The organism is Marvinbryantia formatexigens DSM 14469 (assembly GCF_025148285.1).
GTDB lineage: Bacteria > Bacillota > Clostridia > Lachnospirales > Lachnospiraceae > Marvinbryantia > Marvinbryantia formatexigens.
On record NZ_CP102268.1, the window covers coordinates 3,460,228 to 3,476,283 of the forward strand.

Here is a 16,056-nt window from a genome sequence, read left to right on the forward strand (position 1 = left end):
GGATACACACTACGGAACAAGGTGCTTCGCAAAAAGCTGTGTGAAAATCTTTTATACCAGAAGTACAATGACAGCAGCCTTTATATCGGATAAGATAATAAGGGGATGTATATCTCTGAAAATTGCAGAAATGGAATTTAGTAAAGAAGGGGTGAGATTTTTGTGAAAAAGAAATATCCTGTCATTGATATAAAGAAAACAGGCCAGAATATAAAACACATTATGCAGATGCGGAGGATGACTGTGAAAGATGTGCAGGAGTTTCTGGAATTAAGCACGCCCCAAAGCATTTATCATTGGTTTGACGGACGAAATTTACCAACAGTGGACAATCTGTATGCTTTAAGTGAGCTTTTCCGCGTTCCAGTAGATGCCTTGATAATAGGAAATAGAGAATTTGAATATGGGTATCTGGAGGGAGCGGCTTATCAACGGGTAATTATATATTATCAAAAGATTATGCAGCTTAAAGCAGGCTGAAATGGAAACTGGAAGTGATTCATATGTTTAGGCATATATTCTGGAAAATGATATTTGTCATGCGGAATAGGACAGGATTCTGGACCGCATGATATTTTTATGGAAAGAAACGGATGAACTGCCGGAATATAAAGAAATATTTATGGGGCATTATACTACAGGTACAATGACAGGATGTATGCTTTGCATTATAATATATTTACTGTATATGGAACTGGGCGGGAGGACATCAGTATGAGCGATAATATATATCAGCTGTGCGAGAATAAAATCCATTTTTCGTGATTTGTGAACAAAGTCGGTTCCGCTTGTCAAAGAAATATATTTCAAGTATAATGTAGGAGAGGAGATAAGGAAAATGGGAATGAATGAAGAAGCTTTGCAGTCCGCCAAGGCTCAGCTGGATGATGCGGTAAAAAAGCTGCTTGCCCAGAAAGTGATTTTGGCGTGGATATTGCGCAGAAATGTAGAGGAAGTTTTTAGTATGGAAATTCCGGATATTATCTCCTGCATAGAAGGGGAGCCTGAGATTGGGACAAGACCGGTAAATCCAGGGGAGACAAATACGGAAATAGCGGGGATGGCAAATGAAGACAACGTACCGGGAGAAGGAAAGCTGTATTATGACATTATCTTTTGCGTGAAAATTCCGAAAGGGAATAATATCATAAAAATGATTATTAATGTCGAAGCACAAAAGAGCTTTTACCCAGGATATAATATAGAGACGAGGGCTGTATTTTATGGCGCGAGGGAAATATCCGCACAGAAGCACCGGGAATTTGAGCATTCGGATTTTGATTCCATTAAGAAAGTATACAGTATATGGCTTTGTTTGAATGCACCGAAAAAGATTGGAAATGCGATTTCAGAATATTCTTTCCGGAAAAGGGATTTGATTCCGGGGATTCCGGACCGCAGGGAAGCATATGATAAAATATCAATTGTGATTGTGGCTCTGAATCGGGAAGAAGAAGCTGCAGACCCGTTCATTGAACTTATGAATACGCTTGTATCCAGTAATCTGAGTGTGACAGATAAGCGGGGACGTTTGGAGAATGGTTTTGGAATTCATGTAAGCCGCGACATGGAAGAAAGGATGAATATTATGTGCAATTACAGTGATTTGATTGAAGAAGAAGCTATGGAAAAGGGCATGGAAAAGGGCATGGAAAAGGGCATGGAAAGAGGCAAAATTGTAGCCCGGTATGAAGATGGCATGTCGCCAGAGGAAATCGCCCGGAAAATGGGACTGACTTTGAAACAGGTAGAGGATGTGCTTGTGGAGAGCAATGTTCTGGCAATGGTGTAAGTTATAGCTTAAAGCAGGCTGAAGTGGAGTGATTCATATGTTTAAGCATAAAAAGATAGAACTGACAGGCAAAACCAATAATATCTGGAACAGTTATGATTTTGCAATGAGTGGTTTAGGGGAGAAGAGCAAAATATGGGCAAAAATCAAACATGTTAAAAGGTGTTTGAAATGGAGCAAACAGCGCATTGCACGGGGATATTCTGATTCGGATGTCCGGAATATGTATGGATATTTGCAGATTCTTCTTCCAGATATGCTTCAAAATTTAAAAGATTATCGACATGGATCGCCGGGATTCCTCGGAGAGAATTATACAAATAAGGATGGCATTCTGGTAAATGATACTTGTCATGCGGAATGGGACAGGATTCTGGACCGCATGATATTTTTATGGAAAGAGACAGATGAGAATACATGTTCCAAAAAGAATCTGTATGACGAGGAGCATTCCAGTGCATCGCATGAATTTTCGGAGAGATACGGATTCTTAGGAGAGAAACTGCAGACTAAAGAAGAAATGGAAGAAAATAAAAAACGCGGAGGTGGCTGTACCGTTCATTTTATGGATGAGCTGCCGGAATATAAGGAGATAGCCGAAAAATACCGTGAAGAAGAACGTCGGCTGGAGCAGTATAGGATTGCTTGTAAAGATGAAGCGATGGATATGCTTAAGCAATATTTTTTTGCGCTGTGGGATTAAGCTGCAATACATTATACTATCGCTACAATGACATGATAGTTACCTTGCATTATAATAGTTTATAAGGAGTCTGATTACAGGGTTCGCGAAGCGATTCCTGTTATTTTTCGTATAAGAAACTGGATTAGGAGAAGAAGGGAAAATCATCGAATATGTGAGCGGAAGCTGGTATATGGTCAGCAAAAGATATAAATCACAGGTCACACACTGCGGAACAAGGTACTTCGCAGTGTGTATTTTTTACATTTTCTGCTTCCGGTATTCCGTCGGGGTGACGCCGAAGTATCTGCGGAAATGATCTGCAAAATAACTTTGAGAGCAAAATTGCAGCCGTTCACTGATATTCTGCACATCATCCTGAGTTGTGCGGAGCAAAAAGGCTGCCTGCTCCAGCCGCTGTCTGCGGATATATTCGTTGGGAGTCAGCGAGGTTTCCCGCTTGAATTTTTTGCTCAGATAGTTTTCCGTGTAGCCAGTCTGGCGGGCTAACATGGACAGGGAGAGCCTGTCTTCCAGGTGCAGGCTGATATATTCGCAGCAGGCGCGTACCGGCTGCGAAAGGCTGCTGGTGCGGCAGCGGTGTACACGCTGGATAAAATCGTCCTGCATGGTGTGGGCGATTTCCACCAGGTCCGTGATGGCGGTGCAGGCTTCCACACTCTGGAAATAGTGGTCTGTCAGGGTATAGGAGACCTCCGGCGTCAGTCCGCCCTCAATGGCGGCACGGGAAAACAATGTGATGCAGACCAATACCGCATTTTTCATCTGGCGGAGCGGGTCGCCATTGCTCAGCTTGCCAAGATGTCCGGTTATGGACATTTTGTTCATATGAGACTGATAATTCAGATCACCCTCCCGCACCATCCTCAGCATTTCCTGTTCGCCCTTGTAAGTGCCGTGGGCGTCCATCGATTCCCTCTGGATAAATTCCCCGTTGATCTTCCGGGTGTTTTCATGATAGCGCAGAGTGCTGACGGTAATTTTCTTTTCAGTAATACAGAAGTACAGCATGATCGCGTACTCGAAAATGCGGCTCAGGCTGATGACCGGCAGCTTGTGCAGGAAAAGCATAAATTCCTGACGCAGGGGGACGCTCAGATTGTGCTTATTTAACTGTGCTTCCAGACTTTTTGGAGGAATATCGTCCACGAAAAACGGTCCCAGAATATAGAAGCGCAGCAGCTCATTATCCAGAAAATAAGGCGTCATAACCCACATCAGCCCCATCTCATTTGTATAAATAACAGGCGTGTCCTGCTCGGCTATTTGCCGGATGAAATCGTCCCTGCTGCGGTTCATCACAAACAGATTATCGATAATCGCCTGTTCGGGGCAGTTGCTGGTAATCAGATGGAACGCGCTGTCATAGGTCCACAGGTAAAGATTATGACAGCAGCTAATCATATCACGGAACAGAGATAATCTGGTTTCGGTTTCCATAAGGATACCCTCCTCTTATGTCAATTCATTTCATTGCTCTGAAATACAGCAATCATCGTCTTTGTATTTTATCATAAAAACGCTATTTTAGCAATAAATCAGTCTTATTTTCAAATGAAAGCGGAATTATTATAACAAAAGCTGATTTATTATAACGGTTTCTCCTGTCTTTTTGTTATCATTTAGCCACGATGTACATTTTGATAGAAAAACGGGAGGGAAACACGATGAAAGCAAAGAAAAAGACAGGATTATTTTCGAAAAGGTTTATGAATTCCAGAATTACGTCGGCGAATACGCAGAAAAGTGAAATGTGGCTTGGCTATTTTGCCGGACCATGTCTGCTCTATATGGTCTATTATTCGGTGGCGGGTACTTATCTCACGCAGTTTTATACGGACGTGCTTGGCATCGCGGGAACCTTCCTGGCGCTTATGCCGGTCTTTTCCAAGATTCTTGATGCGATTACCAATATCATTATGGGACGCATCATTGATAAGACACGCACCAGTCAGGGAAAGGCAAGACCCTGGATATTTCTGTCCGGATTTCTGATCGCGATTACCGGATGTCTGCTGTTTATGGTGCCGAAGGCGTCTTATCAGGTGCAGCTTGTCTGGATCATTATCAGCTATAATCTGTTTTTTGCGCTGGCATTTACCATCTATAATATGAGCCATAGTCTGATGGTCCCGCTTTCCACCCGGAATACAAAACAGCGTGACGGTCTGGCAATGATGCAGAGCTTTGGCATGAATATGATACCGGGATTTCTGGTGACGATTATTCTTCCAATCATGATTCAGAAGTTTGGCGTTGGAACCGGCGCGCAGGATACCTGGATCAGGATGATGAGCACGATCTCGATCCTGGCGATTCCGGCGACACTGCTTGAATATTATTTTACAAAGGAGCGTGTGACGGAGGAAGCGATTAATGACTCCGGCGAGAACCGGACAGAGGTCGTGCCCATGAGCAAACAGATTAAGGCGTGTTTTACAGACAGATACTGGCTGCTTATCATGGGCTTTATCGTAATTTATAATATCTATAATATTCTGCAGACAAACAGTATGCTTTACTTCTGCAACTGGGTACTCAGCAACTCTGTGGACGGAGGTACCGGTCTGCAGGTGCTTGTAAATGCCATCGGCCAGGCTCCGCTTGGACTGGGGATCGTGATTCTCTGGCCGCTGGTACATAAATTCGGAAAACGCCGCGTGGCGCAGGTCGGTTTTCTGGCAAGCGCGGCAGGCAGCCTGCTGATCCTTACCAATACGGGGAGTTTTACGCTTGTCATGGTGGGGCTTGTTATTAAATCCTTCGGCGCGCTTCCGACATACTGTATGATGGCGCAGCTCGCGGAGGCTCTTGATCATATTGAATGGGTGAATAAATTCCGCGCAGACGGCTTTTCTGCCTCCGTATATGCCATTATTATTACCGTGACAGCCGGAATCGGGCAGAGCATTATCCTGAGCGGGATCCATGCCTTTGGCTATATCGCACCGGCGTCCACGGCGGACGTCATCAATCAGCCGCCGGCAATGCAGACCTTTTTTGCATGGTGCTTTGCGGGAATACCGATGATCGGATTTCTGCTGGGTTCGCTGATTATGAAGTTTTATGATGTGGAAGATAAGGTGCCGCAGATGACGGCGGACATCAATGCACGGCGCAAGGCGGAAGCGGAAGCGCGGGGAGAGGTGTATTATACGCCGGAAGAAAAGGCGGCTATGGAGCAGGAGCAGCTTGACCGGCAGGCGGAGGAAAAACGCATTGAGGAATTAAAGGCCAAATGTGCGAAAAAGGGCCTGGATTTTAAGACGGAAGAAGCAAAATACCAGGCAAAGCTTGCCGCCCGGAGGGCAAAGGAAGAAGCAAAGGCGGCGAAGAAAAACCGGAAAAAATAAATCCGGCATTGTTTGATCAGAGCGGCGGTCTGAAACGCCGCTCAAACGGGATTGCAGAAAGGAAGCAGATGGTTATGACAGAAAAGAAAATCGGGGAACTGGTCTCTATGCTGACGCTGGAGGAGAAGGCAGGTCTTACTTCGGGAAAAGATAACTGGTTTACAAAGGCAGTAGAGCGTCTGGGAGTGCCGCAGGTGCGCACCAGCGATGGGCCTCACGGGCTGCGGACCCAGGCGGGAAAGATAAATTCTCTGGAAGAAAATGCAAGTATTCCTGCGGTATGCTTTCCGGCGGCCTGCGCTACAGCAGCGAGCTTTGACCGGGATCTGCTTTACCGTATGGGGGAAGCGCTCGGAAGGGAGTGCCAGAGCACCGGCGTTCATGTACTTCTTGGCCCTGGAGTAAACATCAAGCGGAGCCCTTTGTGCGGGCGGAATTTTGAATACTTTTCGGAAGACCCGTATCTTGCGGGCGAGCTGGGGGCAGCTTTTGTGAAAGGCGTGCAGAGCCAGGGCGTGGGAACGAGCCTGAAACACTTTTTCGCCAACAGTCAGGAGCACCGCCGCATGGATGCCAGCTCGGAAATGGACGAGAGAACCATGCGCGAGATTTATCTGCCGGCTTTTGAGACGGTGGTAAAGCAGGCACAGCCGTGGACGGTTATGGCATCCTACAACAAAATCGGCGGCGTGTATTCCACCGCCAACCGGAAATATCTCACAGACCTTCTGCGGAAGGAATGGGGCTTTGAAGGAGTGGTGACAAGCGACTGGGGTGCGACGCATGACCGTCCGGCGGCGGTGGCGGCGGGCTGTGATCTGACGATGCCGGCGGAGGATACGGATCATCTGATCGTGGAGGCTGTCAGAAATGGAACACTGAGTGAGGAAGCTTTGGATGCGTGCTGTATCCGTCTGCTGAAGCTGGCGTTCCGGGCTGCAGAGCAGCACAGAGAGAATATTGCATTTGATTACGAAGGGGACCATGCTCTTGCCAGGGAGATCGCCGGGCAGTCTGTGGTGCTGCTGAAAAACGAAGACAATATTCTGCCGCTGGCAGAGGAAGCGGACGTAGCGTTTATCGGTCCCTTTGCAAAGGAGCCGCGTTATCAGGGCGGAGGCTCCAGTCATATCAACAGCTTTAAGGTAGTCGGCGCCCTGGAAGCGGCAGAGCATCGCGGCGTCCGGGCACAATATGCCGCGGGATGCCGTCCCGACGGAGAGACAGACGAGCTTTTGCTTGCACAGGCAATCGAAAAAGCAAAGCAGGCAAAAATAGCGGTGGTGTTTGCCGGTCTCACGGATGGGATGGAATCGGAAGGAGTGGACCGCCGCCATATGCGCCTTCCGGAGGGGCATAATATGCTGATTGAAGCCGTATGCGCGGCGAATCCGAATACCGTAGTGGTGCTGCACAACGGTTCTCCGGTGGAGATGCCGTGGGTGGACAGACCGAAGGCGATTCTGGAATGCTATCTGGCAGGGCAGGCCGCCGGGGAGGCTGTGACAGATGTGCTTTATGGAGACGTGAACCCTTCGGGGCATTTGCCGGAGACATTTCCGAAGCGCCTGGAGGACAATCCATCTTATCTGTATTACTTTGGCGAGGGCGGTGTGGTGAATTATAATGAAGGGCTGTTTGTCGGCTATCGTTATTATGAAAGTAAAAAACAGGAGGTGCTGTTTCCGTTCGGACACGGGTTAAGCTATACGACTTTCCGCTGCAGCGATCTGCAGTTAAATAAAAAGAAACTGACGGAAGGGGAAGACTTAACGGCAGCGGTAACGGTAACCAACATAGGAAAAAGAGCGGGAAAAGCGGTCGTTCAAGTGTATGTCGCTCCGGAAAAGGTGGAGATGATCCGGCCGGTGCGGGAGCTGAAGGATTTTGTCAAGGTAAAGCTGGCTCCGGGTGAGAGCAAAACGGTTACCTTTACTCTGCAGAAACGTGCCTTTGCCCACTGGAATCCGACGGTTCATCAGTGGCGCACAGAAAGCGGGAAATATACCATTCAAATTGGAGAAAACGCGCATGATATTTGTCTGGAAGCAGAGGTGCAGATGGAGGCGGAGCCGGTTCCGCCGGCAGGCGGCTATCACATTGGTATCCCGATGGGCGAGTTTGCGAAGAGTCCGAAGGGACGCCGGTTTCTGGTTGAGAATATCATTTATATGATAAAGGGCATGGCGGCGGCAGGCTTCATTCCAAAAGAAATGGCGGCGATGCTGGAGCAGCTTCCCGGCGGCGTCAATCTGGCTGCGATCGATATGCTTGCGCAGCGTGCAGGAAATGCTGCCGGAGGAACCGGCGGCGTGCAGGTGCTGCTGGGGCAGCCGCTTGGTATGCTGGATGGCTTTCTTCCGCAGGAGAAGCAGGAGGAGCTGCACAAGCTGCTGGCGGAACTGAATCAATAGCAGGAGAGAGGGGGATCCCTATGACATATGTAATCACAGGAAAAGAAAAACGTCATATTTTTGACCGGCATTATCAGTTTTGTGTTGGAAGCGGTCATGCGCCGCTGGCGCTGCGCACAGATTATGTGGCGCAGTTAAAACGGGTGCATGAGGAGCTGGGGATAGAGCGGGTGCGTTTTCATGGCATTTTCGATGAGGATATGAAGGTGGTTCTCCACCTGAAGAGTTATCTTCCGATGCCGGGGATGGAAAAATTCAGAGACGTCTCGTTTAATCAGATTGGTCTGGCTTATGATAATGTCCTGTCCGCCGGGATGCGGCCTCTGGTGGAGCTGTCTTTTATGCCGGCGCTCTTTGCCCGCAATAAAAAGCAGCTTGGCTTCAGCTATAAAGCCAGTATTTCGCCGCCGAAGGATTATGGGGAGTGGGAGGGCTTTGTCAAAAAATTTATCCGCTTTCTCCTTGACCGTTACGGAAAAGAAGAGGTAGAACAGTGGTACTTTGAGGTATGGAATGAGCCAAATATCGGAACATTTTTCAGTGGCACCCAGGAGGATTATTTTAAGCTTTACGCACACACTGCCAGAGCAATCAAATCAGTGGACCGGACGCTTCGGGTGGGAGGACCTGCCACGGCGACTAATTCCTGGGTAAAGGAACTGGTGGATTACTGCCGGGCGCACAGGGTTCCTATAGATTTTTGTTCCACGCATCAGTATATGGGCGAGCCGCTGGGACATGACGCCGGCATGATGAAGGGGCTGGTGAAAGCGGTATGCGGAGGCATGAAGAAGATAAGAAAGCATCCCGGCGGCAGCATCAACGAGGGAATCCGGCTGATGTTTGAGGATTCCTCTGAAACGAGAGATTTTCCGGAAACCTTATTTTCCGATAATGTGAAAGCGGTCAAAGAGCAGGCGGGAGGGCTGCCGCTGTTTTATACGGAATGGAATGCCGCCTCCTGCTGCGGGGCGCCCCATAATGATACGAGGAAGCTGGCGGCCAATGCGGTGAAAAATATTCTGGATGTGGAGGGACATCTGCAGGGAAGCTCGATCTGGTGCTTTTCTGATATTTTTGAGGAATCCTTTCTATTTCCGCAGGAATTTTCGGGAAATTTCGGATTGCTGACCATTCACGGCATCCGGAAGCCGGTGTATCATGCCTTTGCGCTTCTGCGCCAGGTGGGAGATACACGCATTGAAGTACAGGCGGAAAAAAATGAGATTGAGCTGGGCGCTTTTGAAAATGAGGAAGGGCTGCAGCTTTTGCTGTACCGTCTCGACCTGAAGTGCCGCAGGCTGCCGGTCAAAACTGCGGAAATAGAAATTCTGTGCGATGCGCCGAAGCGGGTGACGGTACAGAAAATTGATGAAGACCACGGAAATCCCCTGAAGCTTTGGCAGAAAATGGGAAGTCCGATGGACATGAAACCGGCGGATGCCGCCAGAATCGATGAAGCCGCCTCTCTGGCGGAGGAGGAGCAGCCCTATACTTATAAAGACGGCAGACTGCATATGACGGCTGTGCTGGGAGTCAATGATGTACATCTGATCAAAATATATCGCTGAAAAAGGAGTCTGTAATAATTATGAAACGACAAACGTTTAATGATAACTGGATATTCTGGAAAGAAGGAAGCACGAAGAAGCAGACCGTTACGCTGCCCCATGACGCCATGATTCATGAGGAGAGGCGGCCGGATGTGCCGGGAGGCGGCGCTCACGGATACTTTCCGGGAGGAAAATATGTGTATGAGAAGCGTTTCACAGCTCCGGACGAGTGGCGGGAGAAGACAGTTTCCATTGAATTTGAAGGGGTGTACCGCAACAGCAAGGTATTCATTAATGGAAAAGAAGCCGGCGGCAGACCGTATGGATATGTGCCCTTTGTCATCTGCATGGATGCATTTCTCGTATACGGCGGGGAAAACGTCATTACGGTAACGGTGGATAATTCAGAGCTTCCCAACAGCCGCTGGTACACCGGAAGCGGTATCTACCGCCCGGTTTCGCTGCTGATTTCGCCCAAAGAGCATATTGTGTATCAGGGCGTGCGCATCACGACGCTGTCCTTTGCGCCTGCCCGTATCCGGGTGGAGACGGACGCCAGTGTTTCCGATGAAGCAAAAATTCTGGTGGAGATTCTGGAGCAGGGGCGGGTGATTGCATCCGGAAGCGGCCGGAATATGGAGCTTGCTATACCGGATGCAAAGCTCTGGTCGGATGAGACGCCTTACCTCTATGAGTGCAGGGTGTCCCTGAAAAAACAGGACAAAGTATGCGATACGGTAACGGAAAAATTCGGCATCCGTCTGATAACGTGGAGCAGCGGGGGACTGCTGGTAAACGGGAAGCAGACGCTGCTTCGGGGCGGGTGCTTCCATCACGATAACGGTATCCTCGGAGCGGCATGCTGGACGAAAAGTGAGGAGCGCAGAGTCCGGATCATGAAGGAACACGGATTTAATGCGCTCCGCTCTGCCCACAATCCTGCTTCGAAAGCCATGCTGGAGGCATGTGACCGGTACGGGATGTATCTGATGGATGAGACCTTTGACATGTGGTACGTGAGAAAGAGCAAATACGATTACGGCAGGGACTTTAAAGAATGGTGGCAGGCGGATACGAAAGCCATGATCGACCGGGATTATAATCATCCTTCCGTTATCATGTATTCCATTGGAAACGAAGTCTCCGAACCGGGAAAGCCGGAGGGAGTAAAGCTGGGAAAAGAAATGATTTCTTTCGTAAAAAGCCTGGATGCTTCCCGTGCAGTCACCGGCGGAATGAATCTGATGATTATGGGGAATTATGCCAAAGGAAAAGGCCAGTATGATAACGTGGATAAAGAAGAGAAGAAAAAAGCCGCAAATGACAGCAAAGAGCCGAAAAACGCCAGCCTGATTTTTAACATGATGGCGACCGTGGTAGGACCGGGGATGAATAAAGCGGGAAATTCGAAAAAGGTGGATATGGTCACCACGCCGATACTGGATGCGCTGGATATTGCCGGATATAATTACGCTTCCGGCCGCTATCCGCTGGAGGGAAAGCTGCATCCTGGGCGGGTGATCGTTGGCAGCGAGACCTTCCCGTATGAAATCTATAAAAACTGGGAGCAGGTGAAAAAATATCCCTATCTGGTGGGAGATTTTATGTGGACAGCCTGGGATTATCTGGGAGAGGCCGGGCTGGGAGCGTGGAGCTATACGGGAGGAATGCCCTTTAACCGGCCGTATCCGTGGCTCCTGGGCGGCACGGGCGTGATCGATATTCTGGGAAATCCGGATGCCTCCTGCAGGTATGCGGAAACGGTCTGGGAGCGCGCGGATAAGCCGGTCATCGCGGTCCGGCCGGTGAACCATCCGGGCGTGCGCGTTTCAAAATCCGTATGGCGCGGTACCAATGCGATTGAAAGCTGGTCATGGAGAGGCTGCGACGGAAATAAGGCGCAGGTGGAGATCTATGCCGGGGCAGCCGGTGTGGAACTGTTTTTGAATGGGAAATCACTGGGAAAGAAGCGGCTGAAGGAATGCAAAGCCGTGTATAAGACAAGATACGCAGAGGGCACCCTGCGGGCGGTCGCTTATGATGCAGACGGGGCGGTCCTTGGGGAGAGCACGCTGTCTTCGGCAAAGGGGAAATTCCGTATCACTCTGAAGCCGGAGGAGACGGTCATACAGGCAGGAGATATTGTATACGTTCCGGTGGAGATTACCGGAGAAAACGGCATCGTGGAATCGAATGCGGATGAAAAGCTCTCTGTCAGTGTGGAAGGCGGCACGCTGCTTGCCTTCGGAAGCGCCGATCCCTGCACACAGGAGCGGTATGATGCCGGCAGCTTTACGGCCTATCAGGGCAGAGCGCTGGCAGTGGTCTATGCACCGCAGCCGGGGAAGATAAAGATATCCGTATCTGGGGAGAAGCTGGGCACAGAAAGCGTTGCCGTCACAGCGGTGTGACGAAGCACTTGTTCCCCAATAATTACAGGAAGGAAGAGAGAGGCTATGAGAGCAATCCGTCTGCAAACAGAATATCTGACAAGGCCCCTGGGGCTTGGCATTACGAAACCGCGGTTTTACTGGAATTGTGAGGGCGGCTCAGTGCAGACTGCCTATCAGATCATTGCCAGGAAAAATGGGGAGACGGTGTGGGACAGCGGGAAGGTGGCATCGGCTTCCATGACGCATATCTGTTATGGGGGAAAACCACTGCAGAGCCGGGACCGCATCGACTGGCAGGTGCGCCTCTGGGATGAAAATGATCATCCCGGCGAATGGTCGGGAAGCTGGTTTGAAGTGGGGCTTTTAAAGAAGGCAGACTGGTCGGCGAAATGGATGACCGGCGATTACCGTCCGGGAAAAAATGTCCGTTATCCGGTGGACTGTTTTCGGAAAACGTTTCCAGTGAAGGGGACGGTTGCCCGTGCACGACTGTATATCACAGCCTGCGGCCTTTATGAGGCAAGGCTGAACGGCAGGCGTGTGGGGAGATACTGTCTGGCTCCCGGATGCACCGATTACCGTAAACGCCTGCAGTACCAGACGTATGATGTGGCGGATTTCCTCGCGGCTTATAACACATTGGAGATACAGCTGGCAGACGGCTGGTACCGGGGAAGCGTCGGATGCTACGGTATGACGAATGTTTTCGGCAGGGAAAGCAAAATTTTCTGTCAGATGGAGATTACTTATGCGGACGGCAGCCGCAATACCATCATCAGCGACGATAGCTGGAGCTGGAGCAACGACGGACCCTGCCGTTTTGCGGACCTGAAGGATGGGGAAATCTATGATGCCAGGCGGAAACCTTCTTACCGCGGGAGAGCGAGACTGACCAAAGCGCCGGAGGACATGATTCTGGCTGCGGCGGATAATGTCTGCCCGACGGAGCAGGAGCATTTTCCGGCGAAACTTATCATAACGCCGGCGGGGAAAAAGGTTCTGGACTTTGGGCAGAATCTTGCGGGCTTTTTATCCTTTACCGTGCATGGAGAAAAAGGGCAGCAGATAAAATTGCGTCTGGGAGAAATGCTCGATGAAAAGGGAGAATTTACGCAGAAAAATATACAGTCTGTAAAACCGGTCCGGGAAGTGGGAAAGCTGGGAGAGGTATTCCTCGCTGTCGGCATGGGCGGAAAGCTTCCGGGGGAAAAACAGATGACACCAAAGCAGGAGATCCTGTTCACCTGTTCCGGCGGCATCGACCATTATAAGACAGCCTTTGCCGTGTCTGGCTTCCGGTATGCGCTGATTGAGACAGAAATAGAGGTTGACCCGCAAGCGTTTGAAGCAATCGCCGTTTATTCAGACATGGAGCAGACAGGCAGCTTCCGGTGCTCCAACGGGAAGGTAAATCAATTATTTCACAATACGCTCTGGAGCATGAAAGGAAACTTTCTGGATGTTCCTACCGACTGTCCGACAAGAGAGCGGCTTGGATGGACAGGGGACGCCCAGATTTTCTTCGAAACAGGCGCTTATCTGATGAATACAGCGCCGTTTTTCCGCAAATGGCTGCGCGATGTGAAGGATGGACAGAAAAAGGACGGAAGCTTAAGTGCGGTCGTTCCTTATAACGGACTTTCTCTCATGTATGATAATACCGGCGCCAGTGTGGGCTGGGCCGATGCAGTCGTACTGGTGCCGTACCGCTACTGGAAACGGTATGGCGACCGGAGAATCCTGCGTGAGAATTATCAGACGATGCGTAAGCTTGCCATGTTTATGATACAAAATACCGGTCACAAAAATAAAAAAGCAGCCAGAGCGAATCCTTACAACAAGTATGTTTATGAAAAGGGATTCCATCTGGGGGAGTGGCTGGAGCCGGAGGAGTTTCAGAAGAAAATTACCGCCGGGCACCGTGCGCTGCATACCGAGGAAGCTACCGCATATCTGCACTATACGATGTCATGTATGGCGGAAATTGCCGGAGAGCTGCAGCAGCAGGAGGATGAAAAGCTGTTTGCGGAATATGCGGATGGGGCAGTAAAAGCGTATGATTATCTGTTCCTGAAAAGCGGCACGATCGATACGGACCGTCAGGCAAAGCTGGTGCGGCCGCTGGCGCTGGGCCTGCTGTCCGGTGAGAAAAAATCCAATGTGGAAAAGCGCCTGAAGCAGGCGGTGGAGAAGGGGGCGTATTGCGTCGGAACGGGATTTCTCTCCACGCCCTTCGTCCTTCCTGTTTTAACCGGGGCCGGTTATACGGAAACGGCATATAAAATGCTGGAAAACGAACGGGCGCCCGGCTGGCTGGCGGAAATTAATGCGGGGGCTACGACGATCTGGGAGGACTGGGAAGGCAGGGTCAGCCGGAATCATTATTCACCCGGCGCAGTGTGTCAGTGGCTCTTTGAAACGGTGGCAGGCATCCGGCCGGATGGTGAGAACCATTTTAAAATAGCGCCTGTGCCGGGAGGCACGCTGACTTACGCGGAGGCAGGCTATCAGAGCATCTATGGAAAGATAGAAAGCAGATGGACAAGGACAGAGGATGGCGTGCGCTATACCATAATAGTACCGGCAAATACCACTGCCGAAGTGATATTTCCGGACGGGGACCGCTGCGTGATAGCGGCAGGCTGCCATGAGTTCGAACGTAAGCAGCCAGGCGGAATGCGAATGTCCTCTTTCCTGCAGGCCGCGCAGCAACCTGCATTCATGAGCATGCAGCAGAGAGGAAAATGTCCATATTTTACAGGAGGTGGAAACGATGAAAACTTATGACTGTATTCGTCCGGGCAGAGTATGGCTGGATACTGCTGGAAAACCGATTCAGGCGCATGGCTTTTCTGTGTTTTATAACGAAGAAAAAAAGCTGTATTATTGGTATGGAGAAAATAAGGAACGGACGAAAAAGGGCGGAACGATCTGGCACTGGGGCGTGCGGCTGTATACTTCTTTGGATCTGTATAACTGGACGGACAGGGGCCTGATTATTCCGCCGGAACCGGAGGATCTGAGCAGTCCTCTGCATCCCACTTACTGTATGGACCGTCCGCATATCCTTTACTGTAAAAGCACGGGGAAGTACATTGCATGGCTGAAGATCATGGCAGGCGGAGAACATGCGGATTGTCAGTTTATGTCTGTATTGCAGGCGGATGAATTTGAGGGACCCTATACGTTCGTGCATAAAATTTATAAACCGCTGCAGATGGACACCGGTGATTTTGCTCTCCATGTGGATAAGGAAACCGGGCGGGGATATATTTTCTTTGAGCGCCCGCATTTCCAGCTGATCTGCGCCAGTCTGACGGAGGATTTTACCGGTGTGACCGGCGAATATTCTGTACACTATGACGGCCTGCTCCCGCCTTATACGCGGGAGGCTCCGGTATTTTTTGAGCGGAATGGGAAAAAGTATTTATTTACCTCCGGTACCAGCGGCTATTTCCCCAATGCGAGCAGGGTGTGTGTATTTGACGATTATCACGGGGAATATAAAGACCTGGGCGATCCATGCATCGGCGATAAGAGCCACACCACCTTCAACAGCCAGATTACCAGTGTGCTGAAGATACCGGGAAAAGAGCTGTATGTGGCGTGCGCGGACAGGTGGAAACCGGGATGGCTGGTTCCGAAAATGTCAAAGCAGATCATATCCGGCATGGAGCGTCATTTTATGGACTACAGGCCGGATGAAAGCCCAAGGACGGCGCAGCCGCTGCCGGAAGTGGAAACACGGCATAAGGATAACACCTGGAAATCAAGGTATGTCTGGCTGCCGGTAGAATGGCAGGGGGAGAAGCCGGTGATCCGCTGGCATGAGAAATGGCGGCTGTAGA

The 16,056-nt window shown here is 50.0% G+C and carries 10 protein-coding genes; 9 read left to right on the forward strand and 1 reads right to left on the reverse strand.

The annotated features are described in order from the left end of the window. The first annotated feature begins 162 nt into the window (after positions 1–162). The 3 genes from NQ534_RS16070 (at position 163) to NQ534_RS16080 (ending at position 2,495) form a co-directional block, all read left to right on the forward strand. Positions 163–480 (forward strand): helix-turn-helix domain-containing protein, encoded by a 318-nt coding sequence (locus NQ534_RS16070; protein WP_006863022.1) that lies wholly within the window; start codon positions 163–165, stop codon positions 478–480. 358 nt (positions 481–838) lie between these two features. After that, positions 839–1,792 carry a hypothetical protein gene (locus tag NQ534_RS16075; protein ID WP_006863020.1) on the forward strand — a complete coding sequence of 318 codons (954 nt, stop codon included), beginning with the start codon at positions 839–841 and terminating at the stop codon, positions 1,790–1,792. 37 nt (positions 1,793–1,829) lie between these two features. Next, positions 1,830–2,495, forward strand: a complete 666-nt coding sequence (locus NQ534_RS16080; protein ID WP_006863019.1) for a hypothetical protein — start codon at positions 1,830–1,832, stop codon at positions 2,493–2,495. 240 nt (positions 2,496–2,735) lie between these two features. Here NQ534_RS16080 and NQ534_RS16085 read toward each other — a convergent pair whose 3' ends face one another. Continuing rightward, on the reverse strand, positions 2,736–3,935 hold the full coding sequence (locus NQ534_RS16085; protein ID WP_006863018.1) for a helix-turn-helix domain-containing protein: 1,200 nt from the start codon (positions 3,933–3,935) through the stop codon (positions 2,736–2,738). Positions 3,936–4,162: 227 nt separating this feature from the next. Here NQ534_RS16085 and NQ534_RS16090 point away from each other — a divergent pair, with 227 nt between their 5' ends. The 6 genes from NQ534_RS16090 (at position 4,163) to NQ534_RS16115 (ending at position 16,055) form a co-directional block, all read left to right on the forward strand. After that, entirely contained in the window at positions 4,163–5,848 is a 1,686-nt protein-coding gene (locus NQ534_RS16090) for an MFS transporter (RefSeq protein WP_050778341.1), read from the forward strand. Positions 5,849–5,922: 74 nt separating this feature from the next. Further along, positions 5,923–8,262, forward strand: coding sequence for a glycoside hydrolase family 3 C-terminal domain-containing protein (locus NQ534_RS16095; protein WP_040784222.1), 2,340 nt, complete (start codon positions 5,923–5,925; stop codon positions 8,260–8,262). A 20-nt stretch (positions 8,263–8,282) separates the two neighbouring features. After that, positions 8,283–9,833 (forward strand): GH39 family glycosyl hydrolase, encoded by a 1,551-nt coding sequence (locus NQ534_RS16100; protein ID WP_006863015.1) that lies wholly within the window; start codon positions 8,283–8,285, stop codon positions 9,831–9,833. 20 nt (positions 9,834–9,853) lie between these two features. Next, entirely contained in the window at positions 9,854–12,226 is a 2,373-nt protein-coding gene (locus NQ534_RS16105) for a glycoside hydrolase family 2 TIM barrel-domain containing protein (protein WP_006863014.1), read from the forward strand. A 45-nt stretch (positions 12,227–12,271) separates the two neighbouring features. Beyond that, positions 12,272–14,995 (forward strand): family 78 glycoside hydrolase catalytic domain, encoded by a 2,724-nt coding sequence (locus NQ534_RS16110; RefSeq protein WP_006863013.1) that lies wholly within the window; start codon positions 12,272–12,274, stop codon positions 14,993–14,995. After that, entirely contained in the window at positions 14,982–16,055 is a 1,074-nt protein-coding gene (locus NQ534_RS16115) for a family 43 glycosylhydrolase (RefSeq protein WP_006863012.1), read from the forward strand. The genes NQ534_RS16110 and NQ534_RS16115 overlap by 14 nt, the downstream gene beginning before the upstream one ends. Position 16,056: the final 1 nt, after the last annotated feature.